The organism is Pseudomonas sp. YL2 (assembly GCF_023063025.1).
GTDB lineage: Bacteria > Pseudomonadota > Gammaproteobacteria > Pseudomonadales > Pseudomonadaceae > Aquipseudomonas > Aquipseudomonas putida_A.
On record NZ_JAJSLU010000006.1, the window covers coordinates 177,404 to 199,261 of the forward strand.

The 21,858-nt window shown below is 61.0% G+C and carries 25 protein-coding genes; 15 read left to right on the forward strand and 10 right to left on the reverse strand.

Going from position 1 to position 21,858, the window contains the following annotated elements; translation table 11 throughout:
- The first annotated feature begins 10 nt into the window (after window positions 1–10).
- On the forward strand, window positions 11–709 hold the full coding sequence (locus LVD08_RS11795) for a response regulator (protein WP_097088324.1): 699 nt from the start codon (window positions 11–13) through the stop codon (window positions 707–709).
- Between the two features lie 135 nt (window positions 710–844).
- Here LVD08_RS11795 and LVD08_RS11800 read toward each other — a convergent pair whose 3' ends face one another.
- Window positions 845–1,882, reverse strand: coding sequence for a patatin-like phospholipase family protein (locus LVD08_RS11800; protein WP_047598663.1), 1,038 nt, complete (start codon window positions 1,880–1,882; stop codon window positions 845–847).
- 216 nt (window positions 1,883–2,098) lie between these two features.
- Between LVD08_RS11800 and LVD08_RS11805 the strand changes: the two genes are divergently transcribed.
- The 3 genes from LVD08_RS11805 to LVD08_RS11815 all read left to right on the forward strand — a co-directional run bounded on the left by LVD08_RS11805 (window position 2,099) and on the right by LVD08_RS11815 (window position 4,246).
- Window positions 2,099–2,377, forward strand: coding sequence for a hypothetical protein (locus tag LVD08_RS11805; RefSeq protein WP_007963692.1), 279 nt, complete (start codon window positions 2,099–2,101; stop codon window positions 2,375–2,377).
- A gap of 79 nt (window positions 2,378–2,456) precedes the next feature.
- Window positions 2,457–3,224, forward strand: a complete 768-nt coding sequence (locus LVD08_RS11810; protein WP_247268209.1) for a CHAD domain-containing protein — start codon at window positions 2,457–2,459, stop codon at window positions 3,222–3,224.
- A gap of 227 nt (window positions 3,225–3,451) precedes the next feature.
- Complete coding sequence (locus tag LVD08_RS11815; RefSeq protein ID WP_247268210.1) at window positions 3,452–4,246, forward strand: acyl-CoA thioesterase; 795 nt, start codon at window positions 3,452–3,454, stop codon at window positions 4,244–4,246.
- A gap of 5 nt (window positions 4,247–4,251) precedes the next feature.
- On the opposite strand, the gene LVD08_RS11820 is transcribed toward LVD08_RS11815, so the two are convergent.
- The 3 genes from LVD08_RS11820 to LVD08_RS11830 form a co-directional block, all read right to left on the reverse strand.
- A complete protein-coding gene (locus LVD08_RS11820) occupies window positions 4,252–4,617 on the reverse strand; it encodes an Mpo1-like protein (RefSeq protein ID WP_047295495.1) in 366 nt (121 codons plus the stop codon).
- A 213-nt stretch (window positions 4,618–4,830) separates the two neighbouring features.
- Complete coding sequence (locus LVD08_RS11825; RefSeq protein WP_150368260.1) at window positions 4,831–6,312, reverse strand: methyl-accepting chemotaxis protein; 1,482 nt, start codon at window positions 6,310–6,312, stop codon at window positions 4,831–4,833.
- 214 nt (window positions 6,313–6,526) lie between these two features.
- The gene (locus LVD08_RS11830) at window positions 6,527–7,333 is read right to left on the reverse strand and encodes a TatD family hydrolase (RefSeq protein ID WP_115989200.1); all 807 of its coding nucleotides are present in this window, start codon (window positions 7,331–7,333) and stop codon (window positions 6,527–6,529) included.
- A gap of 234 nt (window positions 7,334–7,567) precedes the next feature.
- Here LVD08_RS11830 and LVD08_RS11835 point away from each other — a divergent pair, with 234 nt between their 5' ends.
- The 3 genes from LVD08_RS11835 (at window position 7,568) to LVD08_RS11845 (ending at window position 10,089) form a co-directional block, all read left to right on the forward strand.
- The gene (locus tag LVD08_RS11835) at window positions 7,568–8,989 is read left to right on the forward strand and encodes a transglycosylase SLT domain-containing protein (RefSeq protein WP_247268211.1); all 1,422 of its coding nucleotides are present in this window, start codon (window positions 7,568–7,570) and stop codon (window positions 8,987–8,989) included.
- A gap of 108 nt (window positions 8,990–9,097) precedes the next feature.
- Entirely contained in the window at window positions 9,098–9,532 is a 435-nt protein-coding gene (locus tag LVD08_RS11840) for a DoxX family protein (protein WP_007964771.1), read from the forward strand.
- A 248-nt stretch (window positions 9,533–9,780) separates the two neighbouring features.
- Complete coding sequence (locus LVD08_RS11845) at window positions 9,781–10,089, forward strand: hypothetical protein (RefSeq protein ID WP_003226820.1); 309 nt, start codon at window positions 9,781–9,783, stop codon at window positions 10,087–10,089.
- Window positions 10,090–10,094: 5 nt separating this feature from the next.
- Here the strand turns inward: LVD08_RS11845 and greB are convergent, their stop codons facing one another.
- Genes greB through LVD08_RS11860 form a run of 3 tightly spaced genes read right to left on the reverse strand, consistent with a single transcriptional unit; the run spans window position 10,095 to window position 13,814 of the window.
- On the reverse strand, window positions 10,095–10,592 hold the full coding sequence (greB, locus tag LVD08_RS11850; RefSeq protein WP_016770885.1) for a transcription elongation factor GreB: 498 nt from the start codon (window positions 10,590–10,592) through the stop codon (window positions 10,095–10,097).
- A gap of 34 nt (window positions 10,593–10,626) precedes the next feature.
- Window positions 10,627–13,131 carry an ABC transporter permease gene (locus LVD08_RS11855; protein ID WP_097088314.1) on the reverse strand — a complete coding sequence of 835 codons (2,505 nt, stop codon included), beginning with the start codon at window positions 13,129–13,131 and terminating at the stop codon, window positions 10,627–10,629.
- On the reverse strand, window positions 13,131–13,814 hold the full coding sequence (locus LVD08_RS11860) for an ABC transporter ATP-binding protein (RefSeq protein ID WP_007964778.1): 684 nt from the start codon (window positions 13,812–13,814) through the stop codon (window positions 13,131–13,133). The genes LVD08_RS11855 and LVD08_RS11860 overlap by 1 nt, the downstream gene beginning before the upstream one ends.
- Window positions 13,815–13,824: 10 nt before the next feature.
- On the opposite strand from LVD08_RS11860, the gene LVD08_RS11865 reads away from it, so the two are divergent.
- The 3 genes from LVD08_RS11865 (at window position 13,825) to LVD08_RS11875 (ending at window position 15,889) form a co-directional block, all read left to right on the forward strand.
- Window positions 13,825–14,430 (forward strand): arylesterase, encoded by a 606-nt coding sequence (locus LVD08_RS11865; RefSeq protein ID WP_007964780.1) that lies wholly within the window; start codon window positions 13,825–13,827, stop codon window positions 14,428–14,430.
- Between the two features lie 57 nt (window positions 14,431–14,487).
- Window positions 14,488–14,781 carry a hypothetical protein gene (locus tag LVD08_RS11870; protein WP_003226812.1) on the forward strand — a complete coding sequence of 98 codons (294 nt, stop codon included), beginning with the start codon at window positions 14,488–14,490 and terminating at the stop codon, window positions 14,779–14,781.
- Window positions 14,782–14,917: 136 nt separating this feature from the next.
- Entirely contained in the window at window positions 14,918–15,889 is a 972-nt protein-coding gene (locus tag LVD08_RS11875; RefSeq protein ID WP_027613458.1) for a L,D-transpeptidase family protein, read from the forward strand.
- Between the two features lie 122 nt (window positions 15,890–16,011).
- Here LVD08_RS11875 and oprI read toward each other — a convergent pair whose 3' ends face one another.
- Window positions 16,012–16,263, reverse strand: coding sequence for an outer membrane lipoprotei OprI (oprI, locus tag LVD08_RS11880; protein WP_025113130.1), 252 nt, complete (start codon window positions 16,261–16,263; stop codon window positions 16,012–16,014).
- Between the two features lie 635 nt (window positions 16,264–16,898).
- Between oprI and LVD08_RS11885 the strand changes: the two genes are divergently transcribed.
- The gene (locus tag LVD08_RS11885) at window positions 16,899–17,180 is read left to right on the forward strand and encodes a GNAT family N-acetyltransferase (protein WP_003226804.1); all 282 of its coding nucleotides are present in this window, start codon (window positions 16,899–16,901) and stop codon (window positions 17,178–17,180) included.
- 60 nt (window positions 17,181–17,240) lie between these two features.
- On the opposite strand, the gene LVD08_RS11890 is transcribed toward LVD08_RS11885, so the two are convergent.
- On the reverse strand, window positions 17,241–18,317 hold the full coding sequence (locus LVD08_RS11890; protein ID WP_027613457.1) for a 3-deoxy-7-phosphoheptulonate synthase: 1,077 nt from the start codon (window positions 18,315–18,317) through the stop codon (window positions 17,241–17,243).
- Window positions 18,318–18,446: 129 nt separating this feature from the next.
- Window positions 18,447–18,890, reverse strand: a complete 444-nt coding sequence (locus LVD08_RS11895) for a PilZ domain-containing protein (RefSeq protein ID WP_003226800.1) — start codon at window positions 18,888–18,890, stop codon at window positions 18,447–18,449.
- Between LVD08_RS11895 and LVD08_RS11900 the strand changes: the two genes are divergently transcribed.
- The 4 genes from LVD08_RS11900 to LVD08_RS11915 all read left to right on the forward strand — a co-directional run bounded on the left by LVD08_RS11900 (window position 18,889) and on the right by LVD08_RS11915 (window position 21,768).
- A complete protein-coding gene (locus LVD08_RS11900) occupies window positions 18,889–19,275 on the forward strand; it encodes a thioredoxin family protein (RefSeq protein ID WP_115989230.1) in 387 nt (128 codons plus the stop codon). The two genes, LVD08_RS11895 and LVD08_RS11900, sit on opposite strands and share 2 nt — an antisense overlap.
- Window positions 19,276–20,232, forward strand: coding sequence for a putative 2-dehydropantoate 2-reductase (locus LVD08_RS11905; RefSeq protein WP_247268212.1), 957 nt, complete (start codon window positions 19,276–19,278; stop codon window positions 20,230–20,232). It abuts the gene before it with no gap.
- Window positions 20,233–20,260: 28 nt separating this feature from the next.
- Window positions 20,261–21,166, forward strand: coding sequence for a 5'-nucleotidase (locus tag LVD08_RS11910; RefSeq protein ID WP_027613454.1), 906 nt, complete (start codon window positions 20,261–20,263; stop codon window positions 21,164–21,166).
- Between the two features lie 98 nt (window positions 21,167–21,264).
- The gene (locus LVD08_RS11915; protein ID WP_027613453.1) at window positions 21,265–21,768 is read left to right on the forward strand and encodes a universal stress protein; all 504 of its coding nucleotides are present in this window, start codon (window positions 21,265–21,267) and stop codon (window positions 21,766–21,768) included.
- Window positions 21,769–21,858: the final 90 nt, after the last annotated feature.

Here is a 21,858-nt window from a genome sequence, read left to right on the forward strand (position 1 = left end):
ATGTGAATTCATGAGCCAGACCGCGACCATTTTGGTCATCGATGACGAACCGCAAATCCGCAAATTCCTGCGCATCAGCCTCGCCTCACAAGGCTACAAAGTGCTCGAGGCCGGCACCGGTGCCGAGGGCCTGGCGCAGGCGGCGTTGAACAAACCCGACCTGCTGGTGCTCGACCTCGGCCTGCCGGACATGGACGGCCAGCAGGTGCTGCGCGAGTTTCGCGAGTGGGCCACCGCGCCGGTGCTGGTGCTTTCGGTGCGGGCCAGCGAAGGGCAGAAAGTCCAGGCGCTGGATGGCGGTGCCAACGACTACGTGACCAAGCCGTTCGGCATTCAGGAGTTTCTCGCCCGGGTCCGCGCGTTGTTGCGTCAGGCACCGGCCGGCGAGGCCCAGCAAGCAGCGCTGACGTTCGGCCCGTTGACAGTGGACCTGGCCTATCGACGAGTGCTGCTCGACGGTGCCGAAGTGGCGCTGACCCGCAAGGAATATGCGGTGCTGGCGCAACTGGCGCGGCACCCGGGGCGCGTGATCACCCAGCAGCAATTGCTCAAGGATATCTGGGGGCCGACGCATACCGAGGACAGTCATTACCTGCGAATTGTCGTTGGGCATTTGCGTCAGAAGCTGGCGGATGATCCGACGCGGCCTCGGTTTATTGTGACTGAAGCGGGGGTGGGGTATCGGTTGTTGAGTGACAACAATCTGTAGGTTTTGTGTCGCCTGGTCTGGCCTCATCGCGAGCAGGCTCACTCCTACAAGGTTTTTGTGAACGGCGCAGATCCAATGTAGGAGTGAGCCTGCTCGCGATGAGGGCCTTACATCCAGCGGAGACCTTTCAGATACTCAACCTTGCTCACTTTCATACCGATCCAGTGTATCCCGCGCAATCTCCCGCCCCAGCGCGATCAGTTCCGGCGCCTTGTAGAACTCGAAAAACCGGCACACGCGCTTCGGCACGTTGATCAGAATGTCCGGCGGATAGCCGGCGATCTTGTATTGCGCCAACGAGGTCTGCATCACCTCGAAACTCTGGTTGATCAGGTCCAGCAGTGACGCCGGCCCGACGTTGTCGATGATGAAAGAGCCGGTGGCGGACTTCGGCGCGCCTTCGCGCTCAGGGGCGGCTGCCGGTTGCTGACTTTCCGGTTCGCTGCCTTCCAGCCATGGGTTGATGTCGGCGGCTTCGGCGCGCAGCGCTTCCTGTTCCAGCAACAGCAATTGCTCGGCCTGTTTGCGGCGGAACGGCATCTTCGAACCCAGCGAACTGAGCAAACTGTCAAAGCGTGAACGAAACGCGGGCGGGCGCTGAATCACTGGCAATTTGTAGTGGCGCTGGTTGGTCGCGTTGAGGTTGACCGCGATGATCAGGTCGCAGTGGCTGGAGACCACCGGCACGATCGGCAACGGGTTGAGAATGCCGCCGTCCACCAGCATCCGGTTGCCTTGCATCACTGGGGTGAACAGGCTGGGAATTGCCGCCGAGGCGCGCATCGCCTGATGCAGGCAGCCTTCCTGAAACCAGATTTCCTGTTGGTTGGTCAGGTCGGCAGCGACCGCGGTGTAGGGGATGCGCAGGTCTTCGATGTTGATCTCGCCAACGATCTTGCGGATCTGCCCGAAGACCTTTTCGCCACGAATTGCGCCGAGGCGAAAACTCACATCTACCAGCCGCAGCACATCCAGATAATCGAGGGTTTCGATCCAGGTGCGGTACTCGTCAAGTTTGCCCGCCGCATAGATCCCGCCGACCACCGCGCCCATCGAACAACCGGCAATGCAGGCAATGTCGTAACCGCGTCTTTCGATCTCCTCAATGACCCCGATATGGGCATAGCCCCGGGCGCCACCGGAGCCCAGCACCAGTGCGACACGCTTTTTCATCAAACTTCCTCCCGACAAGGCTCCACAATGCACCCTTCGGGGGGCGGGCGACAATCGGCAGGGTCGTTGGGGGCAGCCGGGGCGTCGTTTTTTCGATACTCCGTGACCGCTCGGCGCTATGCTCTGGTCACCGCAGATTCATGGGGCGCCAAGGCACTTTTCCAGCGCCGCAACGTCTTACCTGCACGACTGTTGACCTATTTTGAGGTGTGAGTGATGAAAGCCTGGATCTGTGTGCCGTTGATCGCCCTGGCATTGGCCGGTTGCGCTGGCAAGACTGCTTATCGGGACAGCTGTGGCAGTCAGCTGGATGCGGCGTGGCATGAACTGGACCTGGCCAAGGCCGAGGGTTTCGCCGGCACGGTCAGCTACTCCAAGGCGCTGTCGTTGCTGACGGCGGCCAAGACTCAGCAGCAATTCGAAGGCTTTGAAGGCTGCAGCAACAAGGCCGAGAAAGCCCGTTTCTATATTCGCGAATCCCGCGCCGGGCGCTAAGCTGCTGACTTGACGCAAGGATGCGCCTGCCTTCTGACGGCAGACTCATCCTTCAAGCCATGTGAATCAGGAGCAAGTGATGTCTGCGTTGGTGGATCGGCTGGTGGCTCATGTCCTGAGCCTGGAAGTGCGGCTGCTGGCCTGTCAGGCGCGACTGACCGCGCGTACCGACCCCGAGGCGCTGCACGACTTGCGCACCACGGTGCGGCGCTTGCGCAGCCTGTTGCGACCCTTGCGTGGTTTGCCCGGAGTCGAGCAACTGGAAGTGGCGGCATCTGCGGTGGGGCAGTTGACCACCCCGTGGCGCGATCGCGAGGTGTTGGCCGCCTACCTGCTCAAGCACGATCAACCGCAAGCCGCACAGCGACGCATGGCGCAAATGGACGAAGCCTATCCAGCATTGGCAGCGAGCGCCGAAGTGGCTTCGCTGCTGATCATCCTCGATGCGTTCCCGCGTTTCCTGCGTGCTTCCGAGCGTCAGGGCCTGCTCAAGGGCCTGGGCAAACGCATCGAAAAACGCCTGCACAAACAATGGAAGAAACTCGACGAGGCGCTGCACGATCCGGCCCACGACCGCCATCGTCTGCGCTTGCTGATCAAACGCGTGCGCTATGGCATCGAAGCCTATCCGGAACACGATCGCCTGCCTGAGCCGGCGCTGGCGCGGTTGAAGTCGGCGCAGGGCGCGCTGGGTGACTGGCACGATTGCTGGCAGTGGCTGGCGCGGGCCGAACTGGAAAGCGATCTGCAACCCTGCGTCGCGACCTGGCAGGCGGGGCTGATCAAGGCTGAAGCCAAGGCCGATCGGGTGCTCGACAAACTCAGCACTGCCTGCTTCAAATCCTGAATTCTCCATAGAACCTTTGTGGGAGCGGGCTTGCTCGCGAAAGCGGTGTATCAGTAGACAGATCGGTGACTGACCCACCGCTTTCGCGAGCAAGCCCGCTCCCACATTCGATTATCTTCCTGACCTTAAGGCCTTTCTGTCAGTCCATTTGACCGGAATAGACGCTGCGGCGCTCTGCCATGCTGGTTAAGATCGCTGCATTCCTTTTTTCGCTTGCCGAGGTTGTCATGCGCTTTTCCGATCTGATTGAGGCGGTTCGTCGCCAGCCAGAAGTGACCATTCCTGCCGAGTGGGGTCAGGGGCGGGCCAGTTTTGGTGGCCTGGTCGCGGCGCTGCAATACGAAACCATGCGCGCGCAAGTGCCGACCGAGCGCCCGGTGCGTTCGTTGGCGATCACCTTTGTCGGCCCGGTCGAACCGGAAGTCCCGGTGAGCTTCGAAGTCGATGTGTTGCGCGAAGGCAAAGCGGTCAGCCAAGTGCTGGGCCGGGCTGTGCAGAACGGTCAGGTAGTGACGATCGTGCAGGGCAGCTTTGGTGCTTCGCGACCTTCGGAAGTCGCAGTCGAGGCCTATCCGGCAGCTGAAATGAAACACTGGGAAGAATGCCAGGAGTTGCCCTACATCAAGGGCGTGACCCCGGAGTTCATGCGTCACCTGGCGATGCGCTGGAGCGTTGGCGGCATGCCGTTCACCGGCAACAAGTCGCGACAGATGGGCGGCTGGGTGCGTTTGCGTGGCGATGTGAAGGAAGAGCCGGTCAATGAGGCGCATCTGCTGGCGCTGGTGGATGCGTGGCCACCGGCCTTGTTGCCGTACCTGAAGAAGCCGGCACCGGGCAGCACGCTGACCTGGACCATCGAATTCGTGCAGCCGTTACGCGAGTTGAGCACCCTGGACTGGTGCAAATATCTGGCAGACATCGAATACGCCGCCGACGGCTACGGCCATGTCGCCGCCAAGCTGTGGAGCGCGGAGGGAGAGTTGATCGCCATGAGTCGGCAGACCGTGACGATTTTTGCCTGAATCACTCAATGCCGACGGTGGCGCTCACGCCAGGCGCGCCACCAGCCGCCGCTGAGGAAAAACCGTGGAAAGGTCAGGAACTGCTCGACCAGCAAGCGTGACACGGCATCTTTGCGATCGCTGAACGGCTCGGACGCTTGCGCCTCCAGGCTGTGGCCGTGGCGCTGCAGACCCAGCGCCGCGACGATACCGATCACACCGATCGCCACACTCGCCAGACTCAGGCTGAACACGCCGGACACGATCAACAGAAATGCAACGATGAACAGCGGCACGGCAATCAGGTGCAACACCAGATTGGTCGGGTGCTGGTGATTGTTCGGGTACGCGCGCCATTGCCACGCGGGAAGATTGGGGTGACGTTTGCCCATGTTGACTACTCCTCGATCCATGTTGAACACATGGTTGAAGAATAGGCCGGGGCGGGTGGGGCGGCGAATCAAGGTTGGCTATGGTGGTGATAGGTGCAATGGCTGGATTCGATGGTGTTGCAATTGACGCCATCGCGAGCAGGCTCACTCCTACAAAGGATCTGCTGCGCACACAAATCCCCTGTAGGAGTGAGCCTGCTCGCGATGAGTCCCTTAAAGTTTGAGTTGACCGATGGCCTTGCTCAATTCCCCGGCCAACGTCGCCAACTCATTACTGGTAGTCGCCGAATCCACGGTCTGTTGCACGGTGTTTTCGGTCACATCACGAATGCTTACCACCGCCCGATTCATCTCTTCCGCGACCTGACTCTGCTGCTCCGCCGCCACCGCAATCTGCGTGTTGCTCTCGCGCATCTGCGCCACGGCGCCAGTGATTTCCGCCAGCGCCTCGCCGGCCTCCTGCGCCTGCTGCACGCAGTCGTCGGCCTTGTACGAACTCTCCTGCATGAAGTCCACCGCATCGCGCGTGCCGGCCTGCAGTGCCGAGACCATGGTGGTGATTTCATCGGTGGAGGTCTGCACACGTTTCGCCAGGTTGCGCACCTCATCAGCGACCACCGCAAAACCGCGGCCCATCTCGCCGGCACGCGCTGCTTCGATGGCGGCGTTGAGCGCCAGCAGGTTGGTTTGCTCGGCGATGCTGTGGATCACACTGACTACGCCGTTGATCTTCTGGCTGTCTTCGGCCAGGCGCTGGATCATTTCCGCAGTCTGCTGCACGCCGCTGGAGAGTCCGGCAATCGACTGCTGCACACGGCTGACCACTTGCTGACCGCTGCCGGCCAGACCATCGGCGGTCTGCGACAGATCGCGGGTGGCGCCGGCGTGCTGGGCGATGTGGTAAACCGTGGCGGTCATTTCGTTGATCGCGGTGGCGGCCTGATCGGTCTCGCTCTGTTGACCGAGCATGCCGTGGCGCACTTCGTTCATGCTTGCTGCCAGACGCGCAGCGCCGACGTCGAGTTGCCGCGCGGTGTTGGCGACCGTGGTGACCACGCGCTGATAACCGGCCTGCATCGCGTTGAACGCATTGGCCATTTGCCCGACTTCGTCCTTGCAGGCCAGCGGCACACGGGCCGAGAGGTCACCACTCTTCTCTACATGCAGCATCACGTCTTTCAAGGTGTTGAGCTGACTGAGCAGGAAGCGGATCAGCAGTTGCGAGGCGCCGAGCATGGCCAGCATCAGGATGAACACCGCCACCGCGTAGTTGGCAAAGCGTTCGCTGAACACTTGCGCCAGGCTCGGGCCATAGGCGATGACCGCGACTTGCTGGCCGTCGCCACGGCTGAACACTTCAGCGCCCAGCAGCGGGTTGTTGCCGAACAGCGGCAGATGATTGATCTCGTTCCAGCCGTTGCTATCGCTGATCTCCAGCACGGGTTGATCGTTGAGGCGCGGCGCTTCACCGCGTTTGAAGGTCAGTACCTGATCGGCCTTGGGCAACGCCTGCCCGGTCGGCCAGGCCTTGAGCAATTGTGCCTGGGCTTGCGCGGAGGTTTTCGACGCGTGACTGCGTGCCTGCTGCTCAAGCTGCACGGCATACAGCACCAGCAGCAGGGTGGTGACGAAAGCGACCGCATTGACCGCCCAGAATTTGTATTTCAGCGAGATATTGCTAAGCCAGGCACCCATGGAGGTCTTCTCTGATAGCGGAAACAGTTTTGGCAAGGTGCCAGCATTGTGCCGCTATGAAGATCTGCGGATCTTGATTTGGGTCAACAGGTTCTACGCTGAGCCCCTTTGTGGGAGCGGGCTTGCTCGCGAAGGCGGTGGTTCAGTTAATTAACAATGACTGACACACCGCCTTCGCGGGCAAGCCCGCTCCCACAATGGGATTTGAGGTGTATCAGGGCAGGGCGGGGAGGTTGAAGAACGCGCGGGCACACGCCGTTGTGTGCGCAGCCAGATCTTCCTCGGTCTCGCCCCGATGCAGCGCCACTTCGCGCAGCACCTCGGTCAGATACGCCGGTTCATTGCGGCCGTTCTTCGGCTTTGGGCGCAAGGTGCGAGGTAGCAGGTACGGCGCGTCGCTTTCGAGCATCAGTCGTCCGCGCTTGATCTCCTTGACCAGCGGGTGCAGATGCGTGCCACGGCGCTCGTCGCAGATCCAGCCGGTGATGCCGATGTGCAGGTCCAGATCGAGGTAACTGAACAGGGCTTTTTGCTCGCCGGTAAAGCAGTGCACCACGGCGGCGGGCAGTTGATCGCGGAAGTCCCTGAGGATTTCCAGCAGACGCTGACTGGCATCGCGTTCGTGGAGGAACACCGGCAACTGCAGTTCTACCGCCAGCGCCAGATGTTCTTCGAGGACTTTTTCCTGTTGCGGGCGCGGCGAGAAATCACGGTTGAAATCCAGTCCGCATTCACCCACGGCGACCACGTTTGGCTCGTGCAGCAGACTGCGCAAACGACGCGCGCTGTCAGCGTTCCAGTCACTGGCCGAATGCGGGTGAATGCCAGCGGTGGCAAACAGCCGCTGGCCGCTTTGATCCAGTTGCCGGCAGAGCTCCAGCGCCTGTTCGCTACCCTCGACGCTGGTGCCGGTCAGCACCAGTTGGCAGACCCCGGCAGCGTAGGCGCGGTCGAGCACGGCCTGATGTTTTTCGGCGAAACTGGGGTTGGTCAGGTTGACGCCGATATCGATGAGTTGCATGGTTCTACCTCGGGCCGAAGGCCGGAAAGCATACCAGAGCTGTAGATTTATAAGAAAAGCCAAGAACTACAACGAGTTATAGCTGTCTTTTGATGCCGTGACGTAGCCCGGGTTGGCAGCAAAGCCATCACTGTGCCAGTCTCTCGCACTTGCCAGCGCTCCAGGCGCTCTGTTTTCGTCGGTGATTTCGACCGTTCAGCGGTGAAATCGCCCCGTATTCTTTCCGGAGAGTGGATGCATCGTCCCTCGGTTTTGCTCCTGTTGTGCGCGTCGCTGCTGCTGCCGATAACGGCGGTTGCGCGCCTGCCCGGGCCACAGCAAGCCGTGCCGGCCGCCAAGGTTCGTGACCTGTCGGAGATCCGCAGCAGTCGAGTGTTGCGCGTGCTGGTCAATCAGAGCCGCAACAGTTCCGGTGAAGTCCAGGGTCAGGCCATCGGCGTCGAATACCATCGCCTGCGCGCCTTCGAGCAATACCTCAATGGCCACGCCCGCGATGGTCAGGAAATTACCCTCAAGATCATTCCCAAAGCCAAGGATCAACTGCTCGGTGCCTTGCAGCGTGGTGAAGGAGATCTGGTCGCGCCCGGCGAGCTGCTTGATCTGCAACCCGGCCACGCGGTTGCCAGCAGTGAGCCGATCGCCAGCAACGTGCCGCTGGTGCTGGTCGGCATCAAGGGCGAGCGCCGTTACACCAAGGTCGAGCAGCTTTCCGGCAAAACCCTGGCGTTGCCCACCGGCAGTGCGGCGGGGGAGGCGGTCAGCCAGCTCAATCAGAAACTGGCGTTGCACAAACTGGCGCCGATCAAGATCGAATGGGTCGATCCGACGCTGGCGGTCGAGGACGTGCTGGAGATGGTGCAGGGCGGGATTTTCCACCTGACCGTCGTCGAGCAACCGATCGCCGAGCGTTGGGGCAAGATCCTGCCCAAGCTGCGTTTCGACCGACAATTGATGATCAGCGAGCCGGGTGAGGAATACTGGTTCGTGCGCCGTGATGCCTCGATGCTGCGGGCGAGCATCGATCGTTTCCTGGTCGGCTACAGGAAGCCGGCGAACGAGGATGCAGAGTTTCTGCGGATTTATCGACGGCTCTATCAAGTGCATTATCCGTTGGCCAAGGCTGACCGCCAGCGTCTGGAGAAACTGCGCCCGACCCTGCAAAAACACGCCGACGCGCAAAGCATGGACTGGCTGAATCTGGCGGCGCTGGCCTTCAAGGAGTCAGCCCTGCAACCCAGCGCCCGCAGCGGCAGTGGCCCGACCGGGTTGATGCAGATTACCCCGTCCGCAGCGCAGCGGGTCGGTGTGAACAATATCCAGAATCTCGATGCGAATGTGCAGGCCGGGGCCAAGTACCTGGCGATGATCCGTCGCAAGTTTTTCAACAGTCCGAAACTCAATGAGCGCGAGCGCATGGCGTTCACCCTGGCGGCCTACAACATCGGCCCGGAGCGGGTGCAGGGCATGCGCGCCGAGGCACGCCGGCGCGGGCTGAATCCGAACCAGTGGTTCTTTCAGGTCGAGCGCATCGCCATGGAACAGGTGGGCATGGGCCCCGTCAGCTATGTTAATAGCGTGAACAAGTATTACCTGGCGTTCGACCGGGAGCGGGAGTCGCTGGAGCCCCGGGGACAGAAAGTCGCTTCACGTAAATGATCTAATAATTTGATTGTAATAGCGGAATAATTGCGCTTTTAACATGAATTTAACTGATTAATATAGCGGCCAATCCCAACACACTTCTCGCAAAACAAGGAATGCCCCATGAGCTCTCTGATCAACAAGGTTCTGTTCACTCGCGCCGGTTACGGCCTGACCATTCTGCGTATCGCGGTCGGCGTGATCTTCGCCGCCCACGGTTCGCAAAAACTGTTTGGTCTGTTCGGTGGTTACGGTCTGGCGGGCACCGCGCAATACATGGACAGCATCGGTCTGCACCCGGGTTACCTGATGGCCACGCTGGCCGGCGGTACCGAGTTCTTCGCCGGTCTGGCGCTGATCATCGGCCTGCTGGTGCGCCCGGCGGCGCTGGGTCTGACCTTCCTGTCGCTGGTGGCGATCTTCACCGTACACATCAGCAACGGTCTGTTCATGGCCAACAACGGTTACGAGTTCGCCCTGGCGCTGCTCGGTGGCAGCCTCGCGGTGATGATCGAAGGCGCCGGCAAGCTGTCGGTGGATCGCGCCATCGCCGGTTGAGCGCTCTGGCTCAAGCAAAAGGCCCGCATTGTGCGGGCCTTTTTTGTTGCGGCCGATTCTTGACACTCATCGGTCACGTTATCTAGGATGTTGCTCATGCGCCGATTTAAACAGCTACTTGCGGGGCGCCAGGTGACTCAGACAGTTGCCGTCAGAAGCCGGAACAGGGCTTCGAAATACCGCTAAAGCGCTGGTTCGGTGTTGCCTCTCACCTGCCATGCAGACTTTTGAGGCAGAGACACGACACGATGAATGCACTACGCCCTCCAGCACGTCCCGCGCCGATCACGGCACATATCACCCAGCGCAACCCGAAAATCCTGCTTGGCGGCAAACATCAGCCAACGCTGTTGCGTTATCTCGATGGCTGGCCACGTCGCAGCGGAGGTCCTGCCGCGTTCCTGATCCAGTTCGTTGAAGATGGCGAGTCGCTGGCGCGGTTTGCCAGTGACAGTTTTGACCTGGCGGTGATTCAGGCACCGAGCGCTGAAGACGCTCCGGAAATGATCAAGCAACTGACCCGCGTTGCGCGGCAGGGTTTGATCACCCGCCGCTGAAACGCTCAGGGATATTCGATCGCCACGATATAGACAAACTGCTCACCGGTTGGCGTTTGTACCCGGACTTCGGCGTCCAGCGCCTTGCCGATCAAGGCGCGGGCCAGTGGTGAGTCGATGCTGATCAGACCCAGTTTCAGATCCAGTTCATCCGGACCGACGATGCGGTAGCGCGACTGCTTGCCGTCTTCGTCCTCGATGGTGACCCAGGCGCCGAAGTAGACCTTGTTCGGATCGCTGGGTTTTTCGCTGACGACCTTCAGTGCTTCGAGACGCTTGGTGAGAAATCGCACGCGGCTGTCGATCTCGCGCAGCATTTTCTTGCCGTAGGTGTACTCGGCGTTTTCCGAACGATCACCCTGCGCCGCTGCTTCGCTGACCGCTTGCGTTACCTGCGGTCGGCGCACATGCCACAGCTCATGGAATTCGGCGCGCATCCGCGCTTCACCTTCAGGGGTGATCAGTGCGGTGCCGGCGGTGCGGGGAGGGCGATAACGGCTCATGGCAACTTCTTGTGGTGACGAAGGCTGGAGTCTATCAACCCTCGCGCAAGACTGTCAGCGGACTCGCATTCAATGCTCGACGCGTACCGAACACGCCGGCACCGCCAATCAGCGCGGCGCCAATCAACGGCAGCATCAGCAGCCATGGATGCGGATGCCATGGCAGGTCGAACGCATAGCGATACAACACCAGACTCACCACTTCCGAACCGATGGCCGCGAGCAAACCGCTGACCGCACCGAGCAAGCCGAACTCGATGCGCCGCGCCTTGATCAGCAACTGCCGTTGCGCGCCCAGCGCACGCAGCAGCGCACCTTGGCGAATGCGTTCATCCAAGGTTGCCTGCAAGCCGGAGAACAGCACCGCCATCCCCGCCGCCAACACAAACAACAACACGTATTCCACCGCCAGGGTGACCTGGGCGAGGATGCTGCGCAGCTGTTCGAGCAGGGCTTCGACCTGAAGGATGGTCACCGCCGGGAATGCCCGCGACAGCTCGACGATCTGCTGATCGTGACCGGGGGCCAGATAGAAACTGGTCAGGTAAGTCGCCGGCAGATCCTTCAGGGTGCCGGGCTGGAAGATCATGAAGAAGTTCGGCTGGAAGTTGTCCCAGTTGATCTCGCGCAGGCTGGTGACTTTCGCTTCACGATTGACCCCGCCGACGCTGAACACCATGTGATCGCCGAGTTTGAGCTTGAGGCTTTCGGCGACTTTACCTTCAACCGACACGCCCGGTACGTCGTCCGAGGGTTGCCCGGTCCACCACGTACCGGCGGTGAGCTTGTTACCGGCCGGCAGGTCGGCGGCCCAGGTCAGGCTCAAGTCACGTTGCACGGCACGGTCGCCGGCCGAATCCTTGCTGACGATCTGCTGCACCGGTTCGCCGTTGATGCTGATCAGCCGTCCCGGCACCACCGGGTACAGCGGCGCCGCCTGCGCGGACACCTTGATCAAGTGATCGGTGAAGGCCTGTTTGTCCGCCGGCAGGATGTTCAGGGCGAAGTAGTTGGGGGCGTTTTTCGGCAACTGGTTTTGCCAGGTGTCGAGCAGCTCGCCACGCAGCAGGGCGATCAGCGCCATCGACAGCAGAATCAGACCGAACGCCAGCGCCTGACCGGCAGCGGCCAGTGGATGACGCAGCAGCTGCCCCAGGCCGAGACGCCACGGCAGCGGCGCGCGGGCGAGCATTCGGCGCAGGCTGTTGAGCAACAACAGCAGCAAGCCACCCAGCACCAGCGCAGCGACCACGCCACCGCCAAGCAGGGCGAAGGTCAGCAGCAGATCCAGACTCAGACGCCACATGATCAGGCCCAGTGCACCCAGCGCCGCGCCATAGACCATCCAGGTGCTCGACGGAATCGGCAGCATGTCGCGGCGCAGTACCCGCAGCGGTGGCACCCGACCCAGCGCGGCAAGTGGCGGCAGGGCGAAGCCGGCCAGCGCCACCAGCCCGGTGCCGATCCCGGCGAGCGCCGGAAACAGGCCGCCCGGTGGCACATCGGCAGGCAGTAGATCATGTAATAGAGCGAACAGGCCCAGTTGCGCCAGCCAGCCGAGCACTGCGCCGCTGAGGGCAGCGAACAGGCCGAGTACGGTCAGTTGAATGCTGAACAGCAACATGGTTTCCCGACGCGACAAACCAAGGCAGCGCAGCAAGGCACTGGCATCGAAGCGGCGACTGGCGAAGCGGTTGGCCGACAGCGCCACGGCTACACCGGCCAACAGCACCGCGACCAGACTGGCCATGTTCAGGTAGCGCTCGGCCTTGCCCAGCGCGCCGCCGATCTGCCGGTTACCGTCGCGCGCATCCTGAATGCGCTGATTGGCGGCCAGGCCGGGTTTGATCAGTTGTCGATAGGTTTCCAGTGCCTGCGGTTCGCCACGCCACAGCTCGCGATAACTCACGCGGCTGCCGGGTTGCACTACGCCAGTGGCAGCGAGGTCATCGAGATTGATCATCACCCGAGGCGTGAGGCTGTAGAAGTTGCCGGCGCGATCCGGCTCGTAAGTCAGCACGCGGGTCAGCTTCAAGGTTTTCATGCCGACGTCGATGCTGTCGCCGATCTTCAGATCCAGCGCAGTCAGCAGACGAGCTTCAACCCAGGCTTCACCGGGTTGCGGCTCGCCGCCCGAGGTTTCAGCGGCAAACGGGGCCGGGGCACTTTTCAGCTCGCCGCGCAGCGGGTAGGCGCGGTCGACGGCTTTGATGCTCGATAACTGAATGCCATTGTCGGTGGCAATGACGCTGGAAAACTCCACCACCTGCGCATGATTCAGGCGCAGCTCGGTGCCGCTGCGGATCTGCTCGTCGCGGGCCGGCGAGCTGCCCTCAAGCACCAGGTCGGCGCCAAGGAACTCGGTGGCGCGCAGCATCATCGCACCGTTGAGGCGGGCGCCGAAGTAGCCGATGGCGGTACTCGCCGCAACCGCCACGACCAAGGCAAAAAACAACACGCGCAATTCGCCGGCGCGGGCATCGCGCATGAGTTGACGTAGGGCGAGACTGAACAGACGCAACAGCGGCAGGCGTGCCATCAAGGCTCCAGAGGGGCGACCAGCAGCCCGGCTTCAAGTCGGATCAGGCGCCGGCAGCGATGGGCCAGGCGTTCGTCGTGGGTCACCAGCACGAGGGTGGTGCCGCGTTCCTTGTTCAGTTCGAACAGCAAGTCGCTGATGCGCTCGCCGGTGTGGCTGTCGAGGTTGCCGGTGGGTTCGTCGGCGAACAGCACGTCCGGCTCGGCAGCGAAAGCCCGGGCAATCGCCACGCGCTGTTGTTCGCCGCCGGAGAGCTGGCGCGGCGAGTGTGTCAGGCGCTGGCCGAGACCGACTCGTTGCAGCAGTTCGGTGGCGCGTTCTCGGGCGTCTTTGCGGCCATCGAGTTCCAGCGGCAGCATGACGTTTTCCAGGGCGTTGAGGCTGTCCAGCAACTGGAAGGATTGAAAGACGAAACCCACGTGTTCGGCACGGATGCGCGCGCGCTGGTCTTCGTCGAGATTGCTCAGGCCTTGCCCCGCGAGGATGACTTCGCCGCTGCTTGGCAGGTCGAGGCCGGCGAGCAGGCCGAGCAGGGTGGATTTGCCGGAACCGGACGCGCCGACGATGGCCAGGCTGTCGCCCTGGTTCAGTTCCAGGCTGAGTTCGTGCAGGATAGTCAGTTCACCTTCCGCGCTGGGAACCACTTTGCTGAGGTTCTTCGCGGTGAGAATGCTTGCGCCCATGGAGAATCCGATGCGTGTTTGGTTTTTGAGTGCTGGCCTGGCCTTGATGTGCATGGCCCAGAACGCAGCGGCGGGTACTGTCCTGATCGTTGGCGATAGTATCAGCGCCGGTTTCGGACTGGATACCCGCCTGGGGTGGGTATCGCTGCTCGAGCAACGGCTCAAGCAGGAGGGTTTTGACGACAAAGTGGTCAATGCCTCGATCAGCGGCGACACCAGTGCCGGAGGCCAGGCGCGCCTGCCGGCGCTGCTTGCAGAGCACAAGCCGGAACTGGTGATCCTCGAGCTTGGGGGCAATGATGGCCTGCGCGGAATGCCGCCAACGCAATTGCAACAAAACCTTGCGGCGATGATCGACAGCTCGCGCCAGAGTGGCGCCAAGGTGTTGCTGCTGGGCATGCAATTGCCGCCCAACTACGGCAAGCGTTACACCGATGCCTTTGCCGAGGTCTACGGCAAACTTGCGGACGATAAAAAAATCCCGCTGGTGCCGTTTTTCCTCGACGGCGTGGGTGGGCATCCCGAGCTGATGCAGGCCGATGGTCTGCACCCGGCCGCCGGGGCTCAGGGCAAGTTGCTGGAAAATGTCTGGCCGACGCTAAAACCGCTGTTATGAGGCTTTTCTAGTGGCAGGCTTTCGGCTAATGTGGCGCCCCCTTATTTGGAGCCCCCGATGCCGCGTCCTGCCTGGTCCCTGTTTGCCTACCAACTGATCGAGCCTGACGAACAGCTGGATCTGTTCGCCTGCCAGGAAGTGCGGGTGCATCTGGTGACCCGTCAGCTCGAACTCGGTGGCTCGGCAGACCGCACGTTGTGTGGCAGTCTGCTTCCAGCCCAACCGCGTTGGTCGAGTGTGGATCGTCGGGTGTTTCAGGATCAGCGTCTGTGTTCGTTGTGCCGGGCGATTCTCGAGTCGCAGAAGCGCGGCACCTCGCCGATCTGGCCTGAGTTGCGTTTCGAACTCTAGGATCAACAGATCGCAGCCTGCGACAGCTCCTACATGAAGACTTCTGGCTGGCCATCGGCGCATCTCCCCGAATTCCCGAGGTGCGGTGTACAATCGCGCTCTTATACCCTTGTTGATCATGCGAAGGATTTTCCGGATGTTGCCGCGCTTTCCTGCCGTCACCCGCTGCCTGTCACTTGCCGCCCTGTGTGTGGCCGGTCCCGTTGCTGCATTGGAGTTTCCCCTGCCACCACCCGGTGAGGACATCATCGGCCAGGTGCAGGTGATCAAGGCCAAATACGAAGACACCTTCGCTGACCTGGGCACCAAGTACGACCTGGGTTATTCGGAAATGGTCGCGGCCAATCCGGGCGTCGATGCCTGGCTGCCGGGCGCCGGTACCGAAATCGTCCTGCCGACCCGGTTCATTCTGCCGCCGGGTCCACGCGAAGGCATCGTGATCAACCTTGCCGAGTACCGCCTCTACTACTACCCGAAAGGCCGGAACGTGGTGTACACCTTCCCGTTGGGTATTGGTCGTGAAGGTTGGGGCTCGCCAATCGCGCACACCTCGATCACTGCCAAGACGCCGAACCCGACCTGGACCCCTCCGGCCTCGATCAAGGCCGAGCACGCCGCCGACGGTGATCCGCTGCCGAACGTGGTACCGGCCGGCCCGGACAACCCGCTGGGGCCGTTCAAGTTCACCCTGGGTACACCGGGCTACCTGATCCACGGTTCGAACAAGAAGTTCGGCATCGGCATGCGCACCAGCCACGGCTGCTTCCGCATGTTCAACAACAACGTGCTGGAAATGGCGGCCATGGTGCCGGTCGGCACTTCGGTGCGCATTCTCAACGATGCGTACAAGTTCGGCAGCAGTGGCGGCAAGGTCTATCTGGAAGCGCACACACCCATCGATGACAAGGGCAACCCGTCAGTGGTCGACAAGCACACTGCAGTAATCAATGCGATGCTCAAGCGCGAAGATGTCACCAACAACCTGCGCGTGAACTGGGATGTCGTGCGTGATGTGGTAGCGGCCGAAGATGGCCTGCCAACTGAAATCGGCACACCGAATACCTCGGCGCCGATGGTCTCGAACACCCCGATCGACCTGCAGCAGTAAGTCGATCAAAACCCGCAGGCGCGTGCAGCGTCGGCGGGTTTTTTATTGCCCGGCGGAAAGTACCGGCAATAAAAAAGCCGACCCAAAAAATGGGTCGGCTTGATAACAATCCCGAGGGATTATTACTTGCGGCTAGCTTTGTCCAGCATACGCAGAGCACGCTCGTTAGCTTCGTCAGCAGTCTGTTGTGCTTTTTGAGCAGCAGCCAGAGCTTCATCAGCTTTACGGTATGCTTCGTCTGCACGAGCTTGAGCGCGAGCAGCTGCGTCTTCAGTAGCGGTCAGACGTGCTTCGGTTTCTTTCGATGCGCTGCTGCAACCGGTAGCCAGAACTGCGGCCAGAGCCAGAGCAGAGAATTTCAGAACGTTGTTCATCGTGTTCCCCTTCAAGGACTTTCAATTAAGTGGCTTTCTCCTCCGATTGAGGAAATAGCCGGCGTACATACTACCCATTACTTGTAGTAAGTAAACTGACGGAGCGCAAGAAGCAAAAAAAATTGTAGGCGTTGATTCTTTTTCGAGCAACTTTTAACCGGGCTGTATAAAAAATATCCAGCTGCAGGCCCCGGCCTGAGCGTGTTAATGAGAAAAAGTTCCCGTTGTCCGGTGCTGTTTCTGCGTCTTGCACCAAGTCTGCCTAGATGAATTCGTCTACACTTTTGTTCCGATTTTGCATGACACCTCACATATCTTTGTCGCTCTTGAGGTGACTTTAAAGAAGAGGCTGCGTCTTAAGTCTCGACATCCGGCAATGTTCAGGCGAGTGCCTGGGGAAGATCGTCCCCGCGCCTGCCACTACGCCCATCGGAGTCACCCGTTCAACGAGCATGATGACGAGCGCACCTTGAGCATTTTCGCCAATGGTGCCTACTATTTATGACGTGCTCGATTGCGCGAGACCGGTGTGGTTTTTCTCGGTGTCCATCAGGCACGGGGTGGCGTAGATGTTCCTTCGCCGGAAAAACATCGGTAAGGTAGGGGTCAGAATTCGAGACCCGCGAGGAGTAGTGATGAGCGAGGCGTTGTCCATCCACCATGACCAGGCTGGTCATCAGTTCGAGACCAATGTGGACGGTCATCGTGCCTACCTGACCTATATGGATCTGGGGAAACAGACCCTGGATATCTATCGCACCTTCGTGCCCAACGCCTTGCGCGGCCGTGGCATTGCCGCCGCGCTGACCGAAAGCGCGCTGCAGTACGCTGAAGAAATGGGCTACACGGTGATCCCGTCGTGCTCCTATGTTGAGCGCTACATGGAACGTCATCAGCGCCGCGCCGCCAAGATCTGAATCGCACACACAAAAACGCCGGGCAATGCCCGGCGTTTTTTTATGCCCGTGAAACGCTGATCAGCTGCGCTGACGTTTCGGCAGAACATCCTTGAGCTTGGCGTGCATGCCGCGCAGGGTGTTCTCGGTGGCGGACCAGTCGATGCAGGCATCGGTGATCGACACGCCGTATTGCAGGTCGGCGAGGTCTTTCGGGATGGCCTGGCAGCCCCAGTTCAGATGACTCTCGACCATCAGGCCGATGATCGACTGGTTGCCTTCGAGGATCTGGTTGGCGACGTTCTCCATCACCAGCGGTTGCAGGGCCGGGTCCTTGTTGGAGTTGGCGTGGCTGCAATCGACCATGATGTTCGGTTTGATCTTCGCCTTGTTCAGCGCCTGTTCGCACAGGGCGACGCTGACCGAATCGTAGTTCGGCTTGCCGTTGCCGCCACGCAGCACCACGTGACCGTAGGCGTTGCCCTTGGTGGTGACGATCGACACGCCACCTTCCTGGTTGATCCCCAGGAAACGGTGCGGGCTGGACACCGACTGCAGGGCGTTGATCGCCACGGTCAGGCCGCCGTCAGTGCCGTTCTTGAAGCCGACAGCCGAGGACAGGCCGGAAGCCATTTCACGGTGGGTCTGGGATTCGGTAGTGCGTGCGCCGATGGCCGACCAGCTGATCAGGTCCTGCAGATACTGCGGGGAGATCGGGTCGAGGGCTTCGGTGGCGGTCGGCAGGCCTTTCTCGGCCAGGTCCAGCAGCAACTGGCGACCGATGTGCAGACCGTCCTGAATCTTGAACGAGTCATCCAGGTACGGATCGTTGATCAGGCCTTTCCAGCCAACGGTGGTTCGTGGCTTCTCGAAATACACGCGCATGACCAGATACAGGGTGTCGGAGACTTCCTCCGCCAGCACCTTGAGGCGATCGGCGTATTCGTGGGCAGCCTTGATATCGTGGATCGAGCACGGGCCGATCACTACGAACAGACGGTGGTCGGTGCCATCAAGAATGTTGCGAATGACTTCGCGGCCCTTGGTGACGGTGCGCAGCGCAGCATCGCTCAGAGGGATATCACGCTTGAGCTGATCGGGAGTGATCAGGGTCTCGTTAGAGGCGACGTTTAGGTCGTTGATCGGTAAATCAGCCATCGTTTACTCGTCAGGTCACGGGTGCCGGCCGCCAGCGATCCCCGCGCGGCGGAGCACAGCAGATTTAAGCGCGTCGGGGAGCCGAACCTTAGCGCGTCAGACGCGGCTCGACAATGGGCAAACGCCGCTTTAATCCAGCACTGGCTGGGCAAAAGCCTTGCGCACGCTGTCGTGGGAGAACTCGTCGGCGTGTTGTTCGACCCATTGCAGGGCCAGCGCCTGAATATCCTGCAGATCGTCGTGGGCCTCGTTCATGCGGCAATAACGTTCGATCTGGCACACCTGTTCGCCCATCCGGGCACTGAACAGCGTCTGCTCATCGGTGAACGCGATCCCCACCAGATAGCCCTTTTTGCGCCGCAGACACCACGCGACATAGCCCGGATAACAGATCTCGGCGTTGAGTGTCGGCATGCGCACCTGCAGCGCCGTGCCGTGGCGCCAGGCGCGGTGATAATTGCAAGCGATCCCGCCGAGGCTGATAGTGTGCAGCTGTTGCCTGGAAATACACTCGGGCTTGAGCAAGGTTAATTCAACCGGCACTTCGTCCGGATGAGGAATGAAACGTCCCATGAGCACAGACTCCCTGTGTCGGCCATTTGACATTGTTTCACCCAGTATAGTGGTCGAATCCGAGCTGACCGATTTCGACGCCGACCAGCGGCTGCTGGCGATGAGCGGCGTTTCGCTGGTGATTTTCACCAGCGTCGGCTGTTCCAGCTGCCGCTATGCCAGAGAGGTGTTGCCCGGGTTCGAGCTGGCGGTGGATCGCCTGTGCTGGATCGATGCCGGCGACAACGGCGGGTTGGTGGAGCGTTATCAGGTCTTTCATTTGCCGGCGCTGTTTGTGGTGCGCGACGGCGAGTTCTTTGGGGCATTGCACACGCGTCTGACCGCCGTTGCGCTGAACGCGGCAGTGGCGCAGGCGCTGGGTCGAATTGCAGAGGAGTTGCCATAGATGGTGGGAGCAGACAGCAAACCGGTGATCGGGATTATCGGCACCGGGGCCATTGGCGGGTTTTACGGTCTGATGCTGGCGCGGGCCGGTTTCGATGTGCACTTTTTACTGCGCAGTGAATTCTCGGCGGTGGCCGAACGTGGTTTGCAGGTGGACAGTGCCGTGCATGGCACCCTGACGCTGAACCCGGTGCAGGCGTATGCGAAGGCCGAGAACATGCCGGCTTGCGACTGGTTGCTGGTCGGCGCCAAGACCACCAGCAGCGCGGGTCTGGCCCCGGCGATCATCGCTGCGGCCAGGCCCGGCGCGAAAGTGCTGGTGCTGCAGAACGGTCTGGACGTCGAAGACAGCTTGCGCGAGTTGCTGCCCGATTCCCTGCATCTGCTCGGTGGTCTGTGCCTGATCTGCGTGCATCGGGAAGGTCCCGGGCACATCACCCACCAGGCCTTGGGTGCGGTGAATGTCGGCTATCACAGTGGCCCGGCGGCGGATGAAGCGGCGCGCATGGCGCTGGTCGAGGAGGGTGCCGGTCTGTTCCGCGCCGCTGGCATCGATTCGCAGGCGATGCCCAATCTGCAACAGGCGCGCTGGCAGAAACTGGTGTGGAATATTCCCTACAACGGTCTTTCGGTGTTGCTCGGCGCCGGCACCACGCCGCTGATGGCCGACGGGGACAGTCGCGCGCTGATCCAGGCGTTGATGGCCGAAGTGGTGCAGGGCGCCAGGGCCTGCGGTTACGACGTTCCGCCCGGTTACGCCGAGTACCTGTTCATGATGACCGAGAAAATGCCCGACTATTGGCCGAGCATGTACCACGATTTCCTGCATAAACGGCCGCTGGAACTGGAGGCGATTTATGCCCGGCCACTGGCCGCAGCCAAAGCGGCAGGCTGTGAGTTGCCACGGATCGAAGCGCTGTATCGCACATTGAGTTTTATCGACCGACGCAACACTTGAGTCGGTTTTCGGGGGAGTGGGGGAAGGCATGGCCAAGAACATCGATGACAAACTGGTGCTGGCGATTTCGTCTCGCGCCTTGTTCGACCTGAGCGAGAGTCATAAGGTCTATCTGGCGAGCGGCGTCGAAGCCTATCGGCAATACCAGATTGAACACGAAGACGAAATTCTCGCGCCCGGCGATGCGTTCCCGCTGGTGGAAAAACTCCTGAGCCTCAACAGTCGCCTCGATCGCGCCCGGGTCGAGGTGATTCTGGTTTCGCGCAACAGTGCCGACACCGGCCTGCGCGCGTTCAACTCGATCGATCATTATGGGCTGGACATCTCGCGGGCGGCCTTCGTCGGCGGGCGCAGTCCGTATCCCTATCTCAAAGCGTTTGGCTGTGACTTGTTTCTGTCCACCCACGCCGAGGATGTGCGCGCCGCGCTGGACGCCGGGTTTGCCGCGGCGACGATTCTCTCCGGCGGCGCCAGTCGCGCGGCCAGTGATGAGTTGCGCATCGCCTTCGACGGCGACGCGGTGTTGTTCTCCGACGAATCCGAGCGCGTTTATCAGGCCGGCGGGCTGCTGGCGTTTCAGGCCAAGGAACGCGAGTCGGCGCGCGAGCCATTGCGCGGTGGGCCTTTCAAGGGCTTTCTGGCGGCACTCAATGCGCTGCAACGCGAGTTCCCCGAAGACGACTGCCCGATTCGCACGGCGCTGGTTACCGCGCGTTCGGCACCGGCCCATGAGCGGGTGATCCGCACCTTGCGCGAGTGGGACATCCGCCTCGACGAGTCGCTGTTTCTCGGCGGGCTGACCAAATCGGCGTTTCTCGAAGCCTTCGCTGCCGATGTGTTCTTCGACGATCAGACCGGCCACTGCGAGGCCGCCCGCGAAGTGGTCGCCACCGGTCACGTACCGCATGGCATCAGTAACGAACCGTCGATCTAAAGCCCCAGTGCTTCAAGACGTTGCGTCGCACGTCGTACTCGCCAAGGCACTGCTAAGCTGAATCAAATCTCCGCCATGTTGGCACGCGAGGAGGTCATATGATTCGTTCGATGCTGTATGCCACTGACCTCGGTCTGTACGCACCTTTAGTGATGCAGCATGCCCTGGCGCTGGCGCGGACATTCAATGCCGACTTGTATGTGGTGCATGCAGTGGAACCCATGGGGCTGTTTGCCGAGTCGGTGTTGCAGAGTTATCTCGACGAACAGGCATTGAACGAATTTCACAGTCAGGGTCTGAAAACTGTCATCGCCAATATCGAGCAACGGGTGCTTGACAGTTTTCGCGAAGAGCTGGGCGACGAGGGCGAGCAGGATCTGCAGCGGATTTGCGCGGTTCGGGTAGTGCAGGGCGATCCGGCGCAGGTGATTCTCGACCAGGTGCAGAAACTCTCTGTGGATTTGCTGATCGTAGGCACTCACAGCCACGGCGTAGGGGCGGAAACGCCTTTGGGGCGCACGGCGACCCGGGTCCTGCAATTGGCCAAGGTGCCGGTTTATCTGGTGCCATTGGTGGAGCGCCGGCGCCGGGGGGATCGCTGAAGCGGGAATAATGGCCTTTTGATAAAAAAGTTCTAGATTTATTCATCAAACCATTAATATAGTTATATACCGTCGCTGATGCCCGTGGCG